This is a genomic window from Pseudoalteromonas distincta (assembly GCF_005877035.1).
In the GTDB taxonomy this organism is placed as follows: Bacteria; Pseudomonadota; Gammaproteobacteria; order Enterobacterales; family Alteromonadaceae; genus Pseudoalteromonas; species Pseudoalteromonas distincta.
Genome location: NZ_CP040558.1, coordinates 1,066,419 through 1,089,800 on the forward strand (window position 1 = coordinate 1,066,419; position 23,382 = coordinate 1,089,800).

Genomic DNA, 23,382 nt, shown 5'->3' on the forward strand with positions numbered 1-23,382 from the left:
GAGCGCTGTTTGGCCATCATTTTAGGGATCGATCCTGGTTCACGTTTGACCGGATATGGTGTTGTTGCCCATCAAGGTTCTAAATTTACATACTTAGGCAGTGGCTGTATTAAGTTAGCCGATCATCCTTTTCCGGTTAGGCTTAAAATGATCTACCAAGGCATTACACAGCTTATTGAGCAGTTTTCGCCAGAAACCTTTGCCATTGAAAAAGTATTTATGGCGCACAACCCCGATTCAGCTTTAAAACTAGGCCAAGCTAGAGGCGCTGCGATTGTTGGCGCTGCAATGGCCGACTTACCCGTATTTGAATACTCAGCTAGGCAAATTAAGCAAGCAGTAGTAGGCAACGGTGGCGCAGATAAAACACAAGTGCAACACATGGTAAAAAATATTTTAAAATTACCCGGTACGCCACAGGCCGATGCAGCTGATGCACTCGCTATTGCGATTTGCCACGCCCACTCAGAACAAAATTTAATTAAACTAGCGGGCAGCGCAAGCAAAACCGTTAGAGGACGTTTAAGGAAATAATTATGATAGGCCGCTTAAATGGTATTTTAGTCGAAAAACAGCCACCAGAAATATTACTCGAAGTAAGTGGTGTAGGTTACGAAGTACAAATGCCAATGACCTGTTTTTACGACTTACCAAAAATTGGTGAAAATGCGATTGTTTACACTCACTTTGTAGTGCGTGAAGATGCTCAACTATTATTTGGTTTTAATAATAAAGTTGAACGTGCTTTGTTTAGAGAGCTATTAAAAGCAAATGGCGTAGGGCCAAAACTTGGCTTAGCTATTTTATCGGGCATGTCGGCAAAACAATTTGTAAGTTGTGTAAATAACGAAGACTCAACATCGCTTGTTAAATTACCCGGTGTAGGTAAAAAAACAGCCGAGCGTTTAGTACTCGAAATGAAAGACAGGCTAAAAGATTGGGGTAATGATTTATTTACGCCATTCAGTGACAGCGCAGTAATAGAGCCAATGAGCGATGCGACAATTGCTAATAATGCAGCGGATGATGCTGTATCGGCACTGCTTGCATTAGGTTATAAATTGCCACAAGCTCAAAAAGCAGTAAAATCGATAAGTAAACCCGATATGTCTACTGAGGTTCTTATTAGAGAATCTTTAAAATCAATGTTGTGAGTAACCCATGATTGAAGCGGATCGCTTAATTGATGCGACTGAAAAAACAAATGAAGACTCTATAGATCGTGCAATAAGACCAAAACTTTTAGCCGACTACAGAGGCCAGCCTCATGTTAAGCAGCAAATGGAAATTTTTATTGAAGCTGCCCGAACCCGTGGTGAAGCGCTCGATCATTTATTAATATTTGGCCCACCAGGGCTTGGTAAAACCACGCTTGCAAATATTGTAGCCAACGAATTACACGTAAGTATTAAAACAACATCCGGCCCTGTACTTGAAAAAGCAGGTGATTTAGCTGCGTTACTTACTAATTTAGAAGAAGGCGATGTACTGTTTATCGATGAAATACACAGGCTAAGCCCGCAAGTTGAAGAAATACTGTATCCCGCAATGGAAGACTACCAGCTTGATATAATGATTGGTGAAGGCCCAGCTGCGCGTTCTATTAAATTAGACTTACCTGCATTTACACTTATTGGTGCAACCACACGAGCAGGCTCGCTTACATCGCCACTGCGTGACCGTTTTGGAATTGTGCAGCGATTAGAGTTTTATTCTGTAGAAGATTTATCGCACATAGTAGGGCGCTCTGCACATTATCTTGGTTTAGAAATGTGTGACGATGGCGCTACCGAAATCGCGCAGCGCTCGCGCGGCACACCACGTATTGCAAACCGCTTATTGCGCCGTGTACGCGATTACACTCAAGTAAAATCTGACGGCACAGTAAATGCCGATGTAGCTAAGCAAGCCCTTGATATGATTGACGTAGATAAAAGTGGTTTTGATTATATGGACCGCAAATATTTACTCGCCATAATCGAAAAATTTATGGGCGGCCCAGTAGGGCTCGACAATGTAGCGGCTGCTATTGGTGAAGAGCGCGAAACAATAGAAGATGTAATAGAGCCATTTTTAATCCAGCAAGGATTTATTCAGCGTACACCACGCGGGCGCATAGTGTCTGACAGTGCATACCATCACTTTGGTTTACTTCCTAAAAAAGACTAGCCTATATACTTTACTTGCTGTGTTTTATTGCGCAGCAGGTAATTGTCTCAGTATCCCTTTGTTTCAAATTATTATACTCAAAACCTCAACACTCTGTTGCAAATGTTATTTCAAAATACTAATACGCTTTATAGTTAACTGTTAATTCACAGGGCGTTAAGACTCGCGAAGCTATCCTGCGTACCATTCAAACTAGTAAGCGAATTACTTATTGTAAATTAGGTAGGGCAATTATTAGTTTATAAATAAAATGTGTAGCGCACTAAATTGCAGGCAAAAAAAAAGCCCGCAAAAAATGCGGGCAAACAACAAGTTGAAGGAAGTAATCCAGGGGAACTACGTTTTACTAAATTTGGTTTTATCCAGAAAGAGTAAAACAATGTAATACGATAAAATATCCTATTACTAAGAACTTGGCTTAATGAAACTATCTCATTCAGTGCGCTAGCTCGGTATGGGAGAATAATACGTAAGTTTACTTTTTTGTTCAAACTAGAAAATTTGTATTTTCAGATTAGAAAAACTAATTTAGTGAATTTTATTGTTGTTTGAATCTTGTGCGTTAATTAATCGTTAAATTTATAAGTTTATGAAATTTATAACTTAAGTAATTTATTTCGTTATAGCTCGGTATTAGTTTTACTATTACGTACAGTTGAGGCTTATAGGTTTTGAGTGTTTATGCTCTTATTTTGAATAAACGGCGGATTTTATGACGTTTCATGTATATATTTACGCATATTTATAGTTAGCGAGTTTGTTTAAAAGTTTAAATAAAATACTGAGGTAAAGGGAAATGCCAACTAAAGCTGTTTTTTTAACGTTTTTTGTTGCCTATTCATAGCAATACCGTTGTCAGCTTGAAATGGACTAGATACACTAGATGCAACTTTTGGCCGTGTAAGCGGTCATATTTACACAAATTAACCAATTTGCCGTATTTTGAAATTATTTAGGAGTTTAACGTGGGATCAGGGCTTAATTTTTTAGATCTAATTTTAGAAGCAAGTTTGCTTGTTCAATTAGTAATGTTAGGGCTAGTTGCCATGTCTGTAATGTCGTGGACAATTATATTTCAACGTAAAAAAGCAATATCGGATGCGCTAATAAATGCTAAGAAATTTGAGCAAAAGTTTTGGTCGGGTATTGATTTAAGCAAATTATATAACGAAATATCGTCACGCAGCGGTCAGTCTCAAGGCATTGAAGCTTTGTTTACTTCGGGCTTTAAAGAGTTTGCTCGTCATAAAAAGAATACATTTCAAAGTGCGAGTATTGTTATGGAAGGAACGCACCGCTCTATGCGTGTTGCGCTTTCTCGTGAAATTGAAAAAATGGAATCTAGTCTATCGTTTTTAGCAACAGTAGGTTCTATAAGTCCGTACATCGGTTTGTTTGGTACAGTGTGGGGTATAATGAATGCCTTTATTGCACTAGGTGAAGTTAAGCAAGCTACATTACAAATGGTAGCACCTGGTATTGCAGAGGCACTTATTGCCACTGCTATGGGTTTATTTGCCGCGATCCCTGCTGTTATTGCTTATAACCGTTTTTCAAACAGTGTTGAAAAGCTTGAGTCTCACTATATTAACTTTATGGAAGAGTTTGCTAATATTTTACACCGTCAAGCAGCTACACAAATAGAGGCACAAGCGAATGTATCAGCGTAAAAAGCGCCGTCCGGTCGCAGAGATTAATGTAGTACCTTACATTGATGTAATGTTGGTACTACTTATAATATTTATGGCTACAGCACCGCTTATAACGCATGGTGTAAAAGTTGATTTACCTAAAATGGAAGAGTCTGATTTAGTTGATACTAAAGATACTCCGCCTATTATTGCCTCAATAGACGCACAAGGTAAATATTACGTGAGTGTAGGTACTGATCCTGAAGAGCCTATGGAAGCACTTGATGTAGCGGCGGTTATAAAATTACAGCTAATGAAAAATCCTGACGTGCCGGTAATGATTAAAGGCTCGGGTAAGGTGTCGTATCAAGAAGTATTATTACTAATGGATTTTTTGAAAAATGCAGGCGTACCATCAGTAGGATTAATGACTGAATCCTTTGAGGGGAAGTAGCTGTATGAATAGTTCAGTAGTAAAATCAATAGTACTTCATTTAGGGATTGGTGGGTTTTTGTATGCTTCTGCAAATATTCATCCGCCAACACCTAAAGTAATGGAAGTAACACTTAATTCGGCTATACCTACGCCAGATAAAGCGGTATCAGCCGTTACAGTTGATCAAAAACAAGTTGAGCAAAAAATTGCTGAACTTCAAAAGAAAGAAAAAGATAAAAAAAGTGCTGAAGATAAACGTATCCGTGATTTAGAACGCAGAGCGGCCAATGCACGCAAGCAACGCGAATCAGAAGCACGTAATATTAAAAAGCTAGAGCAAGAGCGTAAAGCTAAAGAGAAAGAAAAAGCGCAAGCCGAGGCAGAAGCTAAAAAAGCACGTGCCATTGAGCAAAAAGAGCGTGCTAAAGCTAAGCAAGCCGAAAAGCAAAAGCAAGAAGCTGAAAACGCAGCAAAAGCAGCAGCTGACAAACGCAAAGCTGAAGAAGAAGCGCTTAAAAAAGCAGAAGCTGAGCGCAAAAAGCGTGAAGAGGAAGCAAAAGAGCGTGCTGCAGAGGCCGAACGTAAACGCCAGCAAGCAATGCAAGAGCAAATGTTACAAGAGCAACTTGCCAAAGAGCAGGCTGCCCGTAGTAAAATACGTCAGCAACAAGTGGTGAGCGAAGTTGATAAGTACCGTGCATTAATTATGGCGCGTATTCAGCAAAACTTACTGATTGATGAAAAAATGAAAAACCAACAGTGCCGAGTTAATATTCGTTTGGGCTTTAATGGTTTAGTAACGCAAGTTAAATCATTAGGTGGCGACAAGTTAGTATGTGAAGCTGCATTAAGAGCAGTGCGCATGGCTGACACATTACCGGTATCTAAAGATAAAGACGTATTCGAAAAACTTAAGAATATTAATTTAACAATCAAGCCAGAATTTTAAAGGAATGATATGTTCAACAAAATAAAAATAGCCTGTTTAGTTTTACTGTTTGGGTTTACGGGTGTTGCTAATGCAGCGCTTGAAATTGTAATAACAGAAGGTGTAGACGGTGCAAGGCCTATTGCCATTGTACCTTTTAAATACCAAGGTGTTGGTCCAATTCCTGAAAAGCTAAGTGGTGTTATTGCTGCCGATTTAATGCGCAGTGGTAAGTTTAAACCTGTTGATGTGGCGCAAATGCCGCAACAGCCAAGTAAAGATGGCGAAATTGATTATGCGTCTTGGGTTAATAAAGGTGTTGAAGCTGTTCTTGTTGGTGAGGTTGAACAACAAACTGATGGGCGTTATTTAGTTCGTTATGAATTAGTTGATGTGATTCGCGGCCAAATTACCGGTGGCAATACGCAAATGATGAGTAACGGTAAGTTAGTTAAAAGCCAAGATCATATTTTAGAAGCGCGTGAAAGTGTTATTGGCGAGAGTGGTTTTCGTCGTTATTCACACCGCATTAGTGATGTTATTTATGAAAAACTAACGGGTGAAAAGGGCGCGTTTTTAACTAAAATTGCATATGTAATAGTACGTGATAACGAGCCTAAACCTTATCAGCTAGTCGTTGCTGATTACGATGGTTTTAACGAACAGGTATTACTTCGTTCAAAAGAACCATTAATGTCGCCAGCATGGTCACCAAATGGTACTAAACTAGCGTATGTAACGTTTGAAAACCGTCAAAGCCAAATTTACATTCAAGATATATACACAGGTAAGCGTGAAATAATAGCAAGCTACCGTGGTATTAATGGTGCACCGCAGTTTTCGCCAGATGGTAAAAAGCTATTATTAGTGCTTTCTAAGGATAAGACGGGTGCGACAGAAGTTTACATGCTTGACCTTGCTACACGTAAAGAAACACGCTTAACAAATCATCGTAGCATAGATACTGAGCCATCTTGGTACCCTAATGGCCAAGATATTGTGTTTACATCTGAAAGGGGTGGTAATGCTCAGATTTATAAGTTAAATTTAAAAACAGGTAGGTCACAACGACTCACCTTTGATGGTGATATGAACCTTGCTGGTTCTATAACACCAGATGGAAAAGAATTAGTGATGGTTAACCGTACCAACGGGCAGTACCATCTTGCTAAGAAAGAGCTGGCTACAGGTGCGTTTCAAGTATTAACGAGAACACGCCTAGATGAATCACCGAGCATAGCGCCAAATGGTTCGATGATTATATACAGCACGCTCCATAATAATAAACAGGTACTTGCGCTAGTATCGATGGACGGCCGCTTTAAAGCACGGTTACCTGTGCTAGACGGACAAGTAAAGGCACCAGCTTGGTCGCCATACTTACAGTAATATTACTGGTTTACTCAAAATAGGAATCTACTCAATGCAACTTAACAAAATACTTAAAGGCCTGCTAATTGCTGTGCCAGTAATGACATTAGCAGCTTGTAGCTCATCTTCTGATATTGATGAAGGTGCTGCAAACCAATCAAATCAAGGCGTTGTTGAGCAATCAACTAACACTGATACAGTTGAAGTAGCTACAATCTCTCCTGAGCAACAAGCAGAAGAGCAACTTCGTCAAAAGTACGAAGCACTTCGTCAAGAGCAAGTAATTTACTTTGACTTTGATAAAGCAACTGTTGAAGGTAAGTACGCTGATTTACTTCGTGCACATGCTGAGTTTTTAGTTCAAAACCCATCAGTTAAAGTACTAATTGAAGGCCACGCAGATGAGCGCGGTACTCCAGAGTACAACATTGCACTAGGTGAGCACCGTGGCCAAGCAGTTGAAAAATACCTATTAAGCTTAGGTGTTTCAGCTAGCCAAATGTCAGTGGTAAGCTACGGTGAAGAGAAGCCAATGGTTAAATCTCGCACTGAATCAGCTTTCGCTAAAAACCGCCGTGCGGTACTAGTTTACTAAGATAAGAGATATTATGAAGCCGAAAATTATTTTGGCAGCCATGATATTGAGCGGGAGCACCCAGTTAATGGCTGCTCCCGCTCCTGTTTCAGAAGCTGCAAGTTCACAATCAAGTATTGAGAAGCGATTAGCGTCGCTTGAGAATATGATGCAGTCGCGTAACTTTTTACAAGTAGAGTTACAGCAACAACTTAACTTGTTACAAGACGAAGTAAGTCAAATTCGCGGTGTAACTGAAGAGCAAAGCTACAAACTTGAAAAAGTACTGCAGCGTCAGCGTGAGTTGTATCAAGAGATTGAAAACCGCGTGAGCCAGGCTTATACGCAGCCAACAGCAGCTCCAGTAGTCGATCAGGCGCAGCCCAACGATGCACAGAGCTACAGCAGTGACTTATCTGAAAATGAAGCGTACGAGCGTGCTGTTGCGTTAATAATGAAAGATAAACGTTATGATCAAGCGATTCCTGAATTTCAAACGTTTTTAACTACCTATCCAAACTCTGTATATGCGTCTAACGCGCATTATTGGTTAGGGCAGTTGCTTACTATTAAAAATGATGGCGTAAAAGCGGTGGAGCATTTTAAAGTGGTTGTTAACGAATTTCCAAATTCTAATAAACGCCCTGATGCAATGCTAAAGTTAGGCACACTTTTACAAGATCAAGGTTCAGCGGCGCAAGCACAAAAAATATTGAGCGATCTTATCAATCAATACCCAAGTACTACCGCTGCAAAACTAGCAACTGATCGTTTAGGAAACTAAAGTTCACCAGCGATTAAATTTCTAGTTAAGGCGAGCAAACTACATGGAAACTCTCGAAGAATCTTGGATTTGCATGTAGTTTGAGCACAAACGGTTTAATTTTGTGCATCTAGACATAAAAACTTAAAAAAAGAGACAATTTCGGTTGCACTCATTTTATAAATAAGTATTATAAGCGCCCGCAGCAAACGAATGGTTACCCCACTCGAAATGCGACAAAAAGAGCGGGTTATTAGCTCAGTTGGTAGAGCAGTTGACTTTTAATCAATTGGTCGATGGTTCAAATCCATCATAACCCACCATTCTTTGAATGGTCTTTTATCGGCGGATTTACGTAAAATACTAAGTTGTTATAAAACGCAACGTCAGAGCGGGTCATTAGCTCAGTTGGTAGAGCAGTTGACTTTTAATCAATTGGTCGATGGTTCAAATCCATCATGACCCACCATTCTTTATTCCTTGTGAATACGGTTTGGCATCAATCGGCGGATTTACGCAGGCTTAACTTAGTAATAAGTTAGCAACTGGAATGGGTTATTAGCTCAGTTGGTAGAGCAGTTGACTTTTAATCAATTGGTCGATGGTTCAAATCCATCATAACCCACCATTCTTTATTCCTTGTGAATAATGACTGGTTCCAATCGGCGGATTTACGCAAAGTAGTAAGTTGCATTTAAACGTAACAATAGAGCGGGTCATTAGCTCAGTTGGTAGAGCAGTTGACTTTTAATCAATTGGTCGATGGTTCAAATCCATCATGACCCACCATTCTTTATTCCTTGTGAATAGTGTTTGGCATCAATCGGCGGATTTACGTAAGCTTCATTCATAATTGAATAAGTGCATAGAGCGGGTTATTAGCTCAGTTGGTAGAGCAGTTGACTTTTAATCAATTGGTCGATGGTTCAAATCCATCATAACCCACCATTCTATGAAAATTTATATAAGAGCGGGTCATTAGCTCAGTTGGTAGAGCAGTTGACTTTTAATCAATTGGTCGATGGTTCAAATCCATCATGACCCACCATTCTTTATTCCTTGTGAATAGGGTTTGGCATTAGTCGGCGGATATACGTAAGCTTCATTCTTAATTGAATAAGTGCATAGAGCGGGTTATTAGCTCAGTTGGTAGAGCAGTTGACTTTTAATCAATTGGTCGATGGTTCAAATCCATCATAACCCACCATTCTATGACAGTTTAATCGGCGGATTTACGCAAGCTTTTTACAAAGCAGATTTATATTAGAGCGGGTCATTAGCTCAGTTGGTAGAGCAGTTGACTTTTAATCAATTGGTCGATGGTTCAAATCCATCATGACCCACCACTCTCTAATACTTTCCTTTATATTCTTTTTTAATTTCCCACTTTATTTTTTATAAACAGCCTTACTAGTTTGCTGTTATTTGCTTTCATATTCTCGTATAATTCGCCCTAATTAATGCACTGTAGATAAGTGGTCGAGAACATGAGTCTAGCTCAAACTATTATGCCTGAAGGTTATATTTTTCCCCCTAAGCCAGCACCGTTAACACAAGACGAGCAAGGCGAATATAAAGCGCGTATAAAACAATTACTAAAAGATAAAAATGCAGTACTTGTTGCCCATTATTATACCGATCCTGAAATTCAAGCACTTGCTGAAGAAACCGGCGGCTGCGTTGCCGACTCGCTAGAAATGGCGCGTTTTGGCGCACGTCACGATGCAGATATGATTATTGTTGCTGGCGTAAAATTTATGGGCGAAACAGCCAAAATTTTAACGCCAAATAAAACGGTTGTTATGCCAACGCTTGAAGCAACATGTTCGTTAGATATTGGTTGCCCGATAGACGAGTTCTCTGCGTTTTGCGATCAGCACCCAGATCGTAAAGTCGTTGTATATGCAAACACGTCTACGGCTGTTAAAGCACGTGCAGATTGGATTGTAACTTCATCATGTGCACTTGAAATAGTAGAGCACCTCGATGAGCAAGGCGAAAAAATAATTTGGGGCCCAGATAAGCACCTTGGAAGTTATATTCAAAAAAATACCGGTGCTGATATGCTTATGTGGAATGGCGCATGTATTGTACATGACGAGTTTAAAACAAAAGCACTTAAAGACATGAAAGCGCTACACCCAGATGCAGGCGTTTTAGTTCATCCTGAGTCACCAGCAGAAATAGTTGCTCTTGCCGATTCGGTTGGATCTACGAGCCAATTAATCAAAGCAGCGCAAACAATGGACAATAAAAAGTTTATTGTAGCAACTGATCGCGGCATCTTTTATAAAATGCAGCAACTATGTCCAGATAAAGAGTTTTTTGCGGCTCCTACGGCAGGTGAGGGCGCTTCATGTAAAAGTTGCGCACATTGCCCTTGGATGGCAATGAATGGCTTAAAAGCGATTGAAGAAGCCCTCATAAGCCCTAAAGGCAAAGAAGTATTCGTTGATATGGATTTACGCGAAGGTGCTCTTAAATCCTTAAATCGCATGCTTGAGTTTACTGCGAGCATGGCTAAGTAACTTTTAAAGTATAAATTAAAAACGGTTAAGTCTTAGATTTAGCCGTTTTTTTGTGCCTATAGGTAAGTGTTGCTTGATTAGTAAGCATTTAAAGGCCCAAATTTAAAAATGCCTTGCACCTTAAGGGTCTATTTCATACTATAGCGCGCTGTTGCATTACACAATTGCAGCACCGTGGAGGGATGGCTGAGTGGCTGAAGGCGCACGCCTGGAAAGTGTGTTTAGGTTTATCCCTAACGAGGGTTCGAATCCCTCTCCCTCCACCATTATTCAATATCAGGACGTCTCAGGACGTCCTTTTTTGTGCCTGTAACAAAATAAAATCAATGACTTAGCGCGTTGCCTCGTCCCATCCTGTTTCACCCAAGCTCAAAGCTTTAGTATCTAATATGGTATTCCCTTAATAAGCTGCCATAATAAAGGATACTAAATTGGAGTAGGGTTCATTTTTTATGGCAAGATCAGCGAAGCAGCTTACCGATACAGCGTTAAAGAAAGCAAAAGCAGAGGATAAAGATATAATTTTATCTGATGGGAAAGGCCTACAAGTAAAAGTTAGAAAGAGTGGTTCTAAGCTCTGGAACTTTAATTACTACCATCCAATTACAAAAAAGCGTATCAACATGGGGTTAGGTAAGTATCCCGATATATCAATTGTTAATGCTAGAAAGCTAGCGCAAGAAGCCAGGGAGTTGGTTGCTCTAGGGACTGACCCTAAAGAACATAGAGACGAAACTTTAGCTTTTAAAAGAGCACAAGAAGAGTTAACGCTAAATAAAATCGCTTTAGAGTGGTTTGAGGTTAAAAAACAAAGTTTAACCAAAGACTATGGTGAAGATATTTGGCGATCGTTAAACAAGCATGTTTTATCGGTTATTGGCAAATACCCCATTGGTAAAATTAATGCACCACAAGTGATTAAGATTTTAAAACCTATAGAAGCAAAAGGAACTTTAGAGACGGTTAAGCGGCTATGCCTGTATTTAAGAAAGATCATGATACACGCAGTTAATAGTGGCTACATTAATGCCAATTCACTTGCAGGGATTAGTGAGGTTTTCAAAAAGCCGCAAAAACAAAATATGCCTTCGTTAAAACCAGAAGAGCTGCCTGAATTAATGCAAACACTTGCTATAGCATCAATTAAGCGCGTAACTCGTTTTTTAATTGAATGGCAGTTACATACACTTACGCGCCCAGGTGAAGCTGCCGGTACTCGATGGGATGAAATCGATTTTGGTAATAAACTTTGGACTATACCCCCTGAACGCATGAAAAAACGCAGAGAGCATGTCATTCCTTTATCAAAACAGGCTTTAGAGTTATTGGAGGCAATAAAACCAATTTCAGGGCACAGAGAGTTTGTTTTTCCGTCAGACAGAAACCCCAGAAATCATATCAACAATGAAACAGCTAATATGGCTCTAAAACGTATGGGGTTTGAAGGTAGGTTAGTAAGTCATGGCTTACGTTCGCTTGGAAGTACAACATTAAATGAGCATGAGTTTAACCCAGATGTGATAGAAGCCGCACTTGCGCATGTAGATAAAAACCAAGTTCGTTCTGCTTATAATAGAGCTGAATACATAGAAAAACGCAGAGAGCTAATGAATTGGTGGAGCGACCATATAAGCAAAGCATCTCAGGGTACACTGTCGGTAACAGGGCATAAGCACCTTTTAAAAGTTGGTTAGAAGAGAATAAAAATAAGGATATAAAATGGCTTTAACACAAATGCAAATCATTCAATCACTTGGTGAGGCAATGAGCTGGCTAGAAAGGGAGTTAAGCTGGGATGTGCCTGCAACAGAGCTAAGACATTTAACCGGTAGAATAGGGGAGCTCTACGCTGCACTTATAACGAATGGACGTATGGCAACAGAGGTTAACCAAGCGGGGTATGATGTAGTATCAAGCACAGGCGAGCGTATATCAGTTAAAACAACAGGTAGGATGCATACAGGCGGCCATATTAGCTTTAACACTAATACCTTAGGCTTGGTCGATCGCATAATTATTTTAAGAATCAATACAGATGAAATGCAAGTTGAAACTTTGTTAGACCTGCCAGTTGAGCAAGCTAGATTACTAATGAGTGATGTAGCAACGGGTAAAAGCTGTATTACAATGAGCAAGTTAATAAATCCACCATTTAAACCACGTATATTACTAAACGTAAAAGAAGCAACATGGAATAACTACAAATTGGTAGAGCTTGAAAACGGGACCATAGAGGTGTTTTTAAATGACGAGCTTGTAACACCAAGTAAGCCTTACTTACGTGATATTGCTAAAGAGTTAGGGGTTTCAATATTAAATGGCAACGGAAATCCATTTAATACACGGCAATTAGGTTCTGTGTTGATTAAAGAGTTATTAAATTAAAGCTATCGTTGTTTATACACAGTAGTTTAAAGCTAAGTAATTAGGCCTCTAATTCACTGAGCTTAAACAAGTTTCATTAACTATGTAATTTATGTATTATGCAGACTCCTCATACAAAAGGATCGTTGATGAAGAATGTACTACTAATAGTTACTGGTGCAAGCCCACAAGTATTAACCGAAACTCTTTTTGCACTTTATCAGCAGGGTAAGCCTATTCCCGAAGAGATTTTTGTTATTACTACAAAAAGCACAAAGCCAATGCTTACTAATGGATTATTTGAGCAAGGTCATTTAGCTAAACTAATAGCAGATTATAAACTTCCCAACATTAAACTTCCCGATGAAAACATATGGCTAATAGAAGATGACAAAGGCCAACCTATTAATGATGCTAAATCTGAAATAGAACAAACCTACATGGCCGACTTTATTACGCGTAAAGTGTTTGAACTTACCAATAAAAACGATATTAGTATTCATGCATCGATTGCTGGTGGGCGTAAAACAATGGCGTTTTATTTAGGCTATGCCATGTCATTATTAGGCCGTGAGCAAGATTCGCTCAGTCATGTATTTGTGAATAACGAATTTGAATTTGTTAGAGATTTTTACTACCCAACACCTTACGACCATATTATTGATGGCAAAAATGGCACGCAGGTCAATTGTATTAATGCAAAGGTAACCCTTGCCGAAATACCCTTTGTACGAATGCGCCAATCTATCGACGAAACCCTCATTGCAAATATGCAAAGTGCATCGTTTAGCCAAACAGTAGCAAGCTTAAACTCAGCTCATAAAAAAGATTTAACCCTTGAAGTAAACGCAAAAGCAAAAACGCTCACCTTTGCAGGTATCGAAATTAAACTTACCGCAAAAGAAACCGCTTTTTATTTATGGTTAAACCAATACAGCCAAAGTGAACATAAAAAGCTAGTTGTGGGTCGTGATTTTGAAGAGTCTTTGCGTTACAGCAAAGAATATCTCATGCTTTTACAGCAAAATAGTAGTGATTTACGTATATTCCGCGATACGTTTGGCATAGAGCCCGAAGATTTTAGAGATGGTTTACACAGTAATTTAAAGGTAATGGAAAAAACCTTTGTGCAGCAAACTTGCAGCCGGATAAAGAGTAAAATAAATAAGGTGTTACCCAACGAGCTTGCTAAAAAAATAGCGATTGACTCCAATAACCAAAGCTTTGAAACAAGCTACTGGTTAAGTGCAGTAACACACAATATAAAAATAAATATAACGGCTTAATATTCGCAAGCTTGCAAACGCATAAAAATAATAACGCATGGTAAATTAGTTGATAAGGAAGTAATCAGGAATGAAGCAATCAATGAACTTTGAACACATTCAATCTAAGTGGCCAGAGCTACACCAGTTAGCCGCTTTTGCAGAAGAATATGCGATTACCGATCCACAAAGCTCACTGGTTAAGCTGCGTTGCTTTGCCGAAAAAGTAGTAGGCTACTTATACAAAGAACTTCGCTTACCTGTTTTACCAACGTCTAATATTTTCGATAAGCTCACCGCTGACGACTTTACCAGTGCAGTCCCGCGTTTAATTACCGATAAGCTCCATGCCATTCGTAAAAGCGGCAACCAAGCCGCGCATGAAGGCAAAGTAGATCAACAACAAGCTATTTGGATATTAAAAGAAAGCTACTTTGTAGCCTCTTATTTGTTTATGGCTTATGCCAATGGCACGCAACAAGAATGCCCAGAGTTTAAAGCGCCTGAGCAAACACAGCCAACTAATCAAAGTGATGCCCAGTTTGCTAAAAAGAACAAGCAACTCACTCAACAATTAGCCGAAAATCAAGCCCGTTTAAAACGCGCACTTGACGAACTAGAAGCCGCAGAGCTTGCACAAAAACAAGCGCAGCAGCAAACAGCAAAACTAAAACAAACTATTGATGCAGAAAAGCTCACTCAGGTTAAAACCCGAAATGAGCAAATTATTAACTCAAGTTTTAACTTTAACGAAGACGAAACCCGTAAACGCATTATCGACTTAGATTTACGCAATGCAGGTTGGAATGTAGCACTTGACGACAAATCAACAGAAGACGTTGGCAAAGAAGTAAAAGTAACAGATCAACCTACAACAACAGGTATAGGCTATGTTGATTACGTATTATGGGATGACGACGGAAAGCCACTTGCTGTAATAGAAGCCAAACGCACCCGCGAAAATATCGAAAAAGGCCGTCAGCAAGCAGCGCTTTATGCCAACGCGCTCGAAAAGCAATATGGCCAACGGCCCGTTATTTTTTACTCGAACGGTTGGGATATAAAAATTCTCGACGACGCGCAAGGTTATAACAGCCGTGGTTTATACGGTTACTACTCAAAAGATTCCCTGCAATACTTAATAAAGCAACGCACGCTTAAAAAAGAGCTAAACACCACGCCAATAGATACCGCAGTAGCAGGGCGTTTGTATCAAATGGAAACCATAACCCGTGTGTGTGAGCGTTTTAGTGATAAACACCGCAAAGCGCTTATTGTGCAAGCAACCGGCACGGGTAAAACACGCGTATCTATTGCCCTTGCCAAACGGCTGCTCGATGCAGGTTGGGCTAAGCGCGTACTGTTTTTATGTGACCGAAAAGAGCTACGTAAACAAGCAGGTAATGCCTTTACCGAGCATACCAAAGAGCCAGTACACATTGTAGGCAAAAGCGCTAAAAACACCGCAGCCAGTGCGCGTGTATTTATAGCAACCTACCCAGGCATGCTGCGTATAATGAACAAGTACGACGTAGGTCACTTTGACCTAATAGTGGCTGATGAATCGCACCGTTCAATTTACAATATTTATGGCGATATTTTTAAATACTTTGACGCGCTAGAAGTGGGCTTAACCGCCACGCCGGTAGAAATGGTATCGCGCTCAACCTGTGATTTATTTAGCTGTGATTACAAAATGCCAACAGCCAATTACCCGCTTGAAGACGCCATAGAACAAGGCAACTTAGTCCCCTACAAAATTGTAAGTTACACCACACAGTTTTTGCGCGAAGGCATTAAAAAAGACAACCTAACCGATGAGCAAATAGCCCAATTAGAAGAGCAAGGCATTGATCCGAACGAGCTCGACTTTGATGCAAAACAAATAGACGAAGCCATTAAAAATAAAGACACCAACAGGCTAATACTACGTAACCTAATGGAAAAAGGCCTGCGGGACAAAGACGGCCAGCTACCTGGTAAAACAATAGTATTTGCCCGTAACATAGCCCACGCCGAATTAATGGCGCAGCTGTTTAGCGAGCTTTACCCGCAGCATGGTGCTAATTTTTGCCGCGTTATTCACTCAAAGTACGAACGCGCTGAAGAGCTAATAGACGACTTTAAATCAAGCGACGAAAACAGCGTACGCATAGCCGTATCGGTCGATATGCTCGACACCGGCATAGACGTACCAGAATGTGTAAACCTTGTATTTGCCAAACCCATAAAATCAAAAGTAAAATTTTGGCAAATGATTGGCCGTGGCACACGCTTATGCGAAAACCTATATGGCCCAGGTAAGCACAAAACTCACTTTTTAATATTCGACCACTGGGCAAATTTTGAATACTTTGATGAAAACCCAGAAGAAGAAGACGTAAAACAAGCTAAATCGTTACTGCAAAAGCTATTTGAAGCGCGGGTAACCCTTGCACAAACCGCCCTCAAAAAAGCCAATATGGATGTGTTTGACCAAACAATAAAATTAATTCACGACGATATTTGCTTACTGCCAATGGAATCAATATCGGTGCGCGACAACTGGCAAGTGGTCGAAACCTTTAAAGACCTAAAACGCCTTAATCAGTTTATCCCTGATGATGTACAAACGTTGCTAGAAGAAGTAGCGCCGCTTATGCAATGGCGTAACATTATGGGGCAAAGTGAAGCCTATAAATTTGATTCTGAGCTAACCACCATTCAAACGCTGTTACTTACTGATGAAAGCCAAATTGATTTAGCTAAACAAAATGTAATGAACAAAGTTGAATCGCTACAAATGCACTTAAACGAAGTACGTAGCAAAGCACCTGCAATAGCAGAAATACAAACCGAGCAATATTGGCAGTATTTAACCCATGCAGCGCTTGAGCAAAGCCGCATTAATTTACGCAGTATTATACACCTGCGTAATAAAGACATAACACCGCCAAAAAGTGACTTTATACTCGATATAAAAGAAGACGCAAACCAAATACACGAAGCTGATAGGCTTACAAAAATAGTCTCTATTGATTATCAAATATATCGCCAAGAGGTTGAAAAAACACTCACCCCGTTATTTGAAACCGACAACGTGCTTAAAAAAATACGCAACGGCGAACAAGTAACCGAAGCCGACTTAGCGCAATTAAGCTCGTTAGTGCATACGCAAAACCCAAGTGTTGATTTAAATACATTAAAAGAGTTTTTTCCCGAATCAACCGCGACGCTCGACAAAATTTTGCGTACCATAGTCGGCATGAACAAAAACGCCATAGAACAGAGCTTTACTACCTTTGTGCAGCAAATACACACTCATATAAATGCCAAACAACAGCGCTTTATTGGTATGTTAAAAAACCACCTAATACGACACGGCTCTATTGAAATAGCCCAGCTTTACGATGCGCCTTTTACACAAATACACGACATGGGGCTCGATGGCGTATTTAGCCAGCAACAAGCCGACGTAATAGAACAATTTATTAAGCAGTTTGACGTAAAACTAGGCGACAAAGCCCAAAGCGTTGAAAAGCAAATACACCTTTAATTTTATAAGCGCGTAATTTACACCGCGCTTAAACAGCACTAACTAGGATACACATTAATGATAACCGGACCTTTAAAAAGTAAAATAGACAAACTATGGGAAGAATTTTGGACAGGCGGCATTACTAACCCGCTTACCGTAGTAGAGCAAATTACTTTTTTAATGTACGCCCGTATGCTCGACATGAACGAGCAAGCCGACGAAAAACGAAGCGCCCGCACAAACAAACCATTTAACCGCCGCTTTACCGACGCCGAGCAACATATTCGTTGGCAAAACCTGCGCCATTTGGGGTCAGAAGAGTTATACAAACTGGTTAAAGATGAGCTATTCCCGTTTTTTTCAAAAACTTCAGACGACGTATCGCCAGAAGGCGCGGTATTTAACGAGTTTATGAAAGACGCGCAATTAATGATTCAAAAGCAAAGCTTATTGGTAAAAGCCGTTGAAATGGTAAACGACCTACCGCTTGAAAATTCAGACACCAAAGGCGATTTGTACGAATACCTATTAAGTAAACTCACCACCGCAGGCATTAACGGCCAGTTTAGAACGCCGCGCCACATTATACGCGCCATGGTCGAAATGATGGACCCAAGCACCACCAGCCAAATATGCGACCCATCAACCGGCACCGGTGGCTTTTTATCGGTAAGTTACGAATACCTATTACAAAAATACACCTCAGCTGAGGGCATAGAGCGCGAGCCAGTGCTTGATGTAAATGGTAATATACAGCTTGATGACAGCGGTAAACCGCTTGAAAACTTACTCTACTCAGGCGACTTAATAACCCCAGAGCAGCGCTGCCACATAGATGCTCACATGTTCAACGGCTTTGACTTTGACGCCACCATGCTTCGCGTAGCCGCCATGAACTTAGTAATGCACGGCATTAAACAACCGGGCATTCATTATCAAGATACCCTAAGCCAAAATTTTAAAGAGCACTACCCGCAAAAGGCCAAAGAAGGCTTTGACATAATACTCGCCAACCCGCCATTTAAAGGCAGCCTAGACGAAGAAGACGTATGCCCTGAGTTATTACGTAAAGTAAAAACTAAAAAAACCGAGCTGCTATTTGTTGCCCTTATTGAGCGCATGTTAAAAGTAGGCGGGCAATCTGCGACTATCGTGCCCGACGGCGTATTATTTGGCTCATCAAAAGCGCACGTACAACTGCGCCAAATGCTGGTGGATAACAACCAGCTAGAAGCCGTAATTTCACTACCAAGTGGCGTGTTTAAACCCTACGCCGGTGTATCAACCGCTATATTAATTTTTACCAAAGGTGGCAGCACCGACCATGTATGGTTTTACGACGTACAAGCCGACGGTTTTAGCTTGGATGACAAACGCACGCCAATAAAAGCAAACGATTTACCAAGCTTAATCAGCGAATTTAAAGCGCGCGATAAAGCCATAGCGACAAGTGATAAAAATGATAAAACCCAGAAAGCCTTTTGGGTAAGTAAAGATGACATAGCCAGCAATAAATACGACCTTTCAATCAACCGTTACAAAGAAGTGGTCTACGAAGAAGAAACATACGATCCGCCAAAAGAGATTTTAGGTAAACTAGTGAGCTTAGAAAATGAAATACTCGATGATCTGAAAGAGCTGGAGGGTATGTTGTGAGTTGGTCTTTAGTTAAGTTAACTGAAGTAGCTGAGGTTAATCCCAGGTTACCTAAAAATATTGATGAGGCTCAAGAAGTCACATTTTTACCAATGGCATCTATTTCAGAGCAAGGTCAGGTTTTAGAGCAGGAAAAACGAATTTTAGGTGAAACTCGAAAAGGTTTTACCTATTTTGAAAAGAATGATGTTGTAGTAGCAAAAATCACACCTTGCTTTGAAAATGGTAAAGCAGCGTACTTAGACTGCTTAGAGACTCAAATAGGCTTTGGGACAACAGAGTTTCATGTAATTAGAGCTGATATAGAAAAGCTAGATGGTAAGTATTTATTTTATCTAGTTTGGAATAAATGGTTTCGTCATTTAGGTGAGCGAAATATGTCAGGTAGTGCTGGTCAAAAAAGGGTCCCTTCAGATTTTTTAAAGGATTTAAAAATCCCACTACCACCACTGGACGAGCAAAAGCGAATAGCCGCGATTTTAGATAAAGCCGACACCATACGCCGCAAACGCCAACAAGCCATCCAACTCGCCGACGACTTCCTACGCAGCGTATTCCTAGACATGTTCGGCGACCCAGTCACCAATTCAAAGGGGTGGGAGGTTAAAACTATATCTCAATATATATCTGATGGCGTTATTATGGGAATTCAGGATGGGAACCATGGAAATGATCATCCAAAAGTATCTGATTTTGTTTCTAATGGGGTTCCGTTTATTGCAGCAAATGTCGTACGAAAAGGGAAGATACTTTTCGATAAGTGTTACTATTTAGCCCCGTACTGGTTAGACAAGTTAAGAATTGGTTTTGCAAAACCACGTGATGTTTTATTAACACATAAAGGGACATTAGGTTTAACTGCTGTGTTGGATGATTCGTTTGATACTTATATTTTTAGCCCTCAAACTACATATTACCGCTTAGATAAATCAAGAATTTTACCGGAATACTTAAAAGCTTATTTTGATACTACTTGTTTTCAGCGTTTAATGGTGAAAGAGGGTAAACAGTCAACCAGGGCTTATATTGGTATAACTAGACAAAAAGATTTACCTCTAATGTTGCCTCCAATAGCTGAGCAGAAAAAATTCCTAAAAGCATATGGACTAGCTATATCGGCAGAAAATAAATCTATTGGTTCGAAGTTAGCTAATGAATACTTATTCAACTCACTAAGCCAAAAAGCCTTTGCTGGCGAGCTATAACAAAAATTAAGTAATACTCAATAAACTAAGGGAGTAGTAAATATGTTGGATTTTATGCCATCGGAGCATTGGTTGATACCGCAATCTGTATTGGGGGTATCGTTTTGGCTTGCATTAATAGCCGTGTTTGTTGTTGCCTTTATTTGGATTGTTGTACTTACCGTTAAGAGTAATAGTCGAGTAAAGCAAGTTAGGCACATTATTAATGGTGAATCTATTACCACGCTTTATGATAATAGCTTGGCTATTAGCGAGCGTGCTAAAGCGTCAAAATCTAAAATAGTGCACAGCCTGTGGCATGAATTTGGTGAAAGCTTAGTAAAAGATGATCGCTTACAACGTATTTATAATACGCTGGACGCGGAGCACTTTTTTAACCATAAAACCCTTTCTGCTGGGCTTACATCTAACCGGTTATTAGCGGCTACCCCCTCATTTTTAACTGCAATTGGTGTGTTAGGTACCTTTATGGGCTTAACCATGGGCCTGCGCGACATTAATATTGGCAGTGAGGACATAGAAGTATTAAAAGTTGGCATAAACAGCATGATGAGTGGTGCTGCTTTTGCTTTTGTTACTTCTGTATGGGGGGTAGGTTTAAGCTTACTGCTCAACTTTATTGAAAAAATAGCAGAGCGTTTAATCATACGAAATATTACTGCTGTACAGCACCGCATTGATTTTTTATACCCGCGTTTGCCTGCTGAAAAATCACTTGTTGATATTTCTAAAAACACCAGTGATAGCAGTGAGGCTTTAAAGGAATTGCATGAGCGAATTGGTAATAAATTACAGGAGACGATTTCGGGTGTGAGTGACAGCATGCAAGATGCTTTTACTAACGCACTTAACAATGTAATGGCACCTGCTATGCAGTCGTTAGTCAGTAATGCCAGCCAACAAACCAGCGGCGTGCTGGAGCATTTAATTAGTAACTTTACCGAAAGCATGCAAGCGGCAGGCAGAGGCCAAGGCGAGCTTATACAAAAGTCGACTGAACAAATGCATGAGGCAGTAAGTAGCTTGAGCGGGAAAATGAGTGCTGTACTTGAACAAAGCAGTAAACAAGCTGAGTTAATGGCCCAGCAACAAGCGGGTGCGTCATCGCAATTTAATCACCAACTAGAATCTATGCTGAGCAAAAGCGAAGAGCGCCAGCAGCTTATGGAACAAAAGTTATTTACGGCTATTGAATCGCAACAGCAATCGCAAGCAACACGTGAAGCAAACCATGTAGATAATTTACAGTCGGTATTAGGTGGTTGGTTAACCGAGCAATCGCAAACACTTAATAAGCTTTCTGACTCTATGGCCGAAGTACAAAGCGCGATGGGCGAATCGAACCGTGGATTTGTTAATGAGCTTTCTAGCCAAAACGAAAAAACAACGGCGCAGCAACAGGCGTTTACTAGTGGCCTTGAAACAAGTTTACAAAGCTTTATGCAAAGCTCAGAGCAGCGCCAAAAGACGCTTGAAGAAACGTTTGGCTCATTAATTAACAGCCAGCAACTTGAAGCCTCTAAGCGTGACTCAGAATATCGTGAGCAATTACAATCGCAGTTAGGTCAGTGGCTAGCACAACAAGACCAAATGCTTACCTCGATGACTGATGCTGTAAAACGTACGCAAACACATATGGACTCGGTTATTGCACAGCATAAAGAGGTTATAGGGGAGCTTAAAACGGTTGCGGAGTCATCTGCTACAAGTAGCCAAAACCTGAGTAATAGCGCAAACCAAATTGGGGTGTTATCGGGCAATTTATTAAAAGCAACGGAGCTGTTTGATACGCGCTTAGGTGATATGACCGACACAATTAAAGGTATTTCTGCTCAAAACGATGCATTAGCAAGCCACGTAATTGAGCAAGCTAAAGTGCTAAGAGGACTTGAAACGTCGCTTGTTGCTACAACAGAGCAGTTTGGCAGTACGGCAAAATTAGCTCAAAGCGGCTTTAGCGAAATGAAAACACATCAAATTGAGTTTATAAGTGGTGTTGAGGCATCTTTTGAAGGGCTAAGTAATACCTTAGCTAAGCAAGTGTCTGATATTGAAAAGCAAACGAATGAGTGGCTACGCAGCTATTCATCAGAAGTAAATACCCAAGTTAAAGAGCGTATGGAAACCTGGAATACCACAACTCGTAAATTTAGCGATCAAATGCTTAGAACAGTGAGCTCTATTTCTGATTTAGTGGATGAATTGGAGCGTAGCTAATGCGAGTATTTAGAAGCAACCAAGTAAGTGTTGACGAAGAAAACCCTTATTGGATGTCGTTTTCGGATATTTTGTCGGGCTTACTTATTTTATTTGTTTTAGCATCTGTTGTGTTGATGGTTGAGCTGATAGAAGCCAAACAAGAACTTGAAAATAAACAACAAGCATTTACCCAAGAGCTAGAAATGCTGCACAAAGCCGAAGAAGTACGTAAAACAATTTTAGATGAAGCGGCTGATTTACTGCGAAAACGAGGCATACAAGTCACGGTTAGTGAAAATAAAACAGTGTTAAGTATTCCTAACGATATTTTAGGGTTTGATAGCGCAGCGTTTAATATAAGCCCAGAGTTTGAAGGCACTGCACTAGAAATTGGTGAGGTGCTAGCTGAGGTTATAAATAAAGAAAACCGTGAGCAATTTCTTGATACTATTTTTATTGAAGGGCACACCGACAGTAAAAACTTTAACGGTATGCTGGGTAAAGGTAATTGGGGCTTATCGACCTTTAGGGCGATTTCGCTGTGGGAGCTTTGGAGTAAGTTACTACCAGACCAACATAATTTAGCGGCTATTAAAAATAAAGATGGCAACAAGCTTTTTTCAGTGAGTGGCTATGCGGCAACACGAAGGATGGTGGCTAAAGAGCTAACAGAAAGTGATTTCAGGTCTAACAGGCGAATAGATATTCGCTTTACTATTCGCAGGCCCACCAGCGCTGAATACGAAACGGTAAGAAGCCGTTTGGAGATGCCTTAA

Annotated in this window: 18 protein-coding genes and 9 tRNA genes; all 27 read left to right on the plus strand. The window is 40.2% G+C overall.

What is annotated here, in order from left to right:
• Window positions 1–9 precede the first annotated feature (9 nt).
• Entirely contained in the window at window positions 10–534 is a 525-nt protein-coding gene (ruvC, locus tag FFU37_RS04755; RefSeq protein WP_002960649.1) for a crossover junction endodeoxyribonuclease RuvC, read from the plus strand.
• 2 nt (window positions 535–536) lie between these two features.
• Window positions 537–1,154, plus strand: coding sequence for a Holliday junction branch migration protein RuvA (gene ruvA, locus FFU37_RS04760; protein ID WP_002960647.1), 618 nt, complete (start codon window positions 537–539; stop codon window positions 1,152–1,154).
• Window positions 1,155–1,161: 7 nt separating this feature from the next.
• Window positions 1,162–2,169: a Holliday junction branch migration DNA helicase RuvB gene (ruvB, locus tag FFU37_RS04765; protein WP_002960645.1), complete on the plus strand. Its 1,008-nt coding sequence runs from the start codon at window positions 1,162–1,164 to the stop codon at window positions 2,167–2,169.
• Window positions 2,170–3,134: 965 nt separating this feature from the next.
• On the plus strand, window positions 3,135–3,839 hold the full coding sequence (tolQ, locus tag FFU37_RS04770; RefSeq protein WP_002960643.1) for a protein TolQ: 705 nt from the start codon (window positions 3,135–3,137) through the stop codon (window positions 3,837–3,839).
• On the plus strand, window positions 3,826–4,254 hold the full coding sequence (gene tolR / locus FFU37_RS04775; RefSeq protein ID WP_002960641.1) for a protein TolR: 429 nt from the start codon (window positions 3,826–3,828) through the stop codon (window positions 4,252–4,254). The genes tolQ and tolR overlap by 14 nt, the downstream gene beginning before the upstream one ends.
• A 4-nt stretch (window positions 4,255–4,258) precedes the next feature.
• Window positions 4,259–5,185 (plus strand): cell envelope integrity protein TolA, encoded by a 927-nt coding sequence (tolA, locus tag FFU37_RS04780; RefSeq protein WP_002960639.1) that lies wholly within the window; start codon window positions 4,259–4,261, stop codon window positions 5,183–5,185.
• 9 nt (window positions 5,186–5,194) lie between these two features.
• A complete protein-coding gene (tolB, locus tag FFU37_RS04785; protein ID WP_138488837.1) occupies window positions 5,195–6,553 on the plus strand; it encodes a Tol-Pal system beta propeller repeat protein TolB in 1,359 nt (452 codons plus the stop codon).
• Window positions 6,554–6,587: 34 nt separating this feature from the next.
• Window positions 6,588–7,130: a peptidoglycan-associated lipoprotein Pal gene (gene pal, locus FFU37_RS04790; protein ID WP_002960636.1), complete on the plus strand. Its 543-nt coding sequence runs from the start codon at window positions 6,588–6,590 to the stop codon at window positions 7,128–7,130.
• A gap of 13 nt (window positions 7,131–7,143) precedes the next feature.
• Entirely contained in the window at window positions 7,144–7,893 is a 750-nt protein-coding gene (gene ybgF / locus FFU37_RS04795; protein ID WP_033021320.1) for a tol-pal system protein YbgF, read from the plus strand.
• Between the two features lie 226 nt (window positions 7,894–8,119).
• A tRNA-Lys gene (locus FFU37_RS04800) sits at window positions 8,120–8,195 on the plus strand.
• Window positions 8,196–8,265: 70 nt separating this feature from the next.
• Window positions 8,266–8,341: transfer RNA gene (locus tag FFU37_RS04805), tRNA-Lys, on the plus strand.
• 83 nt (window positions 8,342–8,424) lie between these two features.
• Window positions 8,425–8,500: transfer RNA gene (locus FFU37_RS04810), tRNA-Lys, on the plus strand.
• 85 nt (window positions 8,501–8,585) lie between these two features.
• Window positions 8,586–8,661: transfer RNA gene (locus FFU37_RS04815), tRNA-Lys, on the plus strand.
• Between the two features lie 83 nt (window positions 8,662–8,744).
• Window positions 8,745–8,820, plus strand: a tRNA-Lys gene (locus FFU37_RS04820).
• Window positions 8,821–8,844: 24 nt separating this feature from the next.
• Window positions 8,845–8,920: transfer RNA gene (locus tag FFU37_RS04825), tRNA-Lys, on the plus strand.
• Between the two features lie 83 nt (window positions 8,921–9,003).
• Window positions 9,004–9,079: transfer RNA gene (locus tag FFU37_RS04830), tRNA-Lys, on the plus strand.
• A 63-nt stretch (window positions 9,080–9,142) separates the two neighbouring features.
• Window positions 9,143–9,218 (plus strand) — tRNA-Lys (locus FFU37_RS04835).
• Window positions 9,219–9,359: 141 nt separating this feature from the next.
• The gene (gene nadA / locus FFU37_RS04840) at window positions 9,360–10,400 is read left to right on the plus strand and encodes a quinolinate synthase NadA (protein WP_002962419.1); all 1,041 of its coding nucleotides are present in this window, start codon (window positions 9,360–9,362) and stop codon (window positions 10,398–10,400) included.
• A 176-nt stretch (window positions 10,401–10,576) separates the two neighbouring features.
• Window positions 10,577–10,666 (plus strand) — tRNA-Ser (locus FFU37_RS04845).
• Between the two features lie 186 nt (window positions 10,667–10,852).
• Window positions 10,853–12,094 (plus strand): integrase domain-containing protein, encoded by a 1,242-nt coding sequence (locus FFU37_RS04850; RefSeq protein WP_138488838.1) that lies wholly within the window; start codon window positions 10,853–10,855, stop codon window positions 12,092–12,094.
• A 25-nt stretch (window positions 12,095–12,119) separates the two neighbouring features.
• Window positions 12,120–12,785, plus strand: a complete 666-nt coding sequence (locus FFU37_RS04855) for a DUF6998 domain-containing protein (RefSeq protein WP_138488839.1) — start codon at window positions 12,120–12,122, stop codon at window positions 12,783–12,785.
• A gap of 128 nt (window positions 12,786–12,913) precedes the next feature.
• Entirely contained in the window at window positions 12,914–14,050 is a 1,137-nt protein-coding gene (gene csm6, locus FFU37_RS04860) for a CRISPR-associated ring nuclease Csm6 (RefSeq protein WP_138488840.1), read from the plus strand.
• A 70-nt stretch (window positions 14,051–14,120) separates the two neighbouring features.
• Window positions 14,121–17,564 (plus strand): type I restriction endonuclease subunit R, encoded by a 3,444-nt coding sequence (locus FFU37_RS04865; protein WP_138488841.1) that lies wholly within the window; start codon window positions 14,121–14,123, stop codon window positions 17,562–17,564.
• Window positions 17,565–17,621: 57 nt separating this feature from the next.
• A complete protein-coding gene (locus FFU37_RS04870; RefSeq protein ID WP_138488842.1) occupies window positions 17,622–19,202 on the plus strand; it encodes a type I restriction-modification system subunit M in 1,581 nt (526 codons plus the stop codon).
• Window positions 19,199–20,407: a restriction endonuclease subunit S gene (locus FFU37_RS04875; RefSeq protein ID WP_138488843.1), complete on the plus strand. Its 1,209-nt coding sequence runs from the start codon at window positions 19,199–19,201 to the stop codon at window positions 20,405–20,407. The genes FFU37_RS04870 and FFU37_RS04875 overlap by 4 nt, the downstream gene beginning before the upstream one ends.
• 42 nt (window positions 20,408–20,449) lie before the next feature.
• Complete coding sequence (gene zorA / locus FFU37_RS04880; protein ID WP_138488844.1) at window positions 20,450–22,624, plus strand: anti-phage ZorAB system protein ZorA; 2,175 nt, start codon at window positions 20,450–20,452, stop codon at window positions 22,622–22,624.
• Complete coding sequence (locus FFU37_RS04885; protein WP_138488845.1) at window positions 22,624–23,382, plus strand: OmpA/MotB family protein; 759 nt, start codon at window positions 22,624–22,626, stop codon at window positions 23,380–23,382. The genes zorA and FFU37_RS04885 overlap by 1 nt, the downstream gene beginning before the upstream one ends.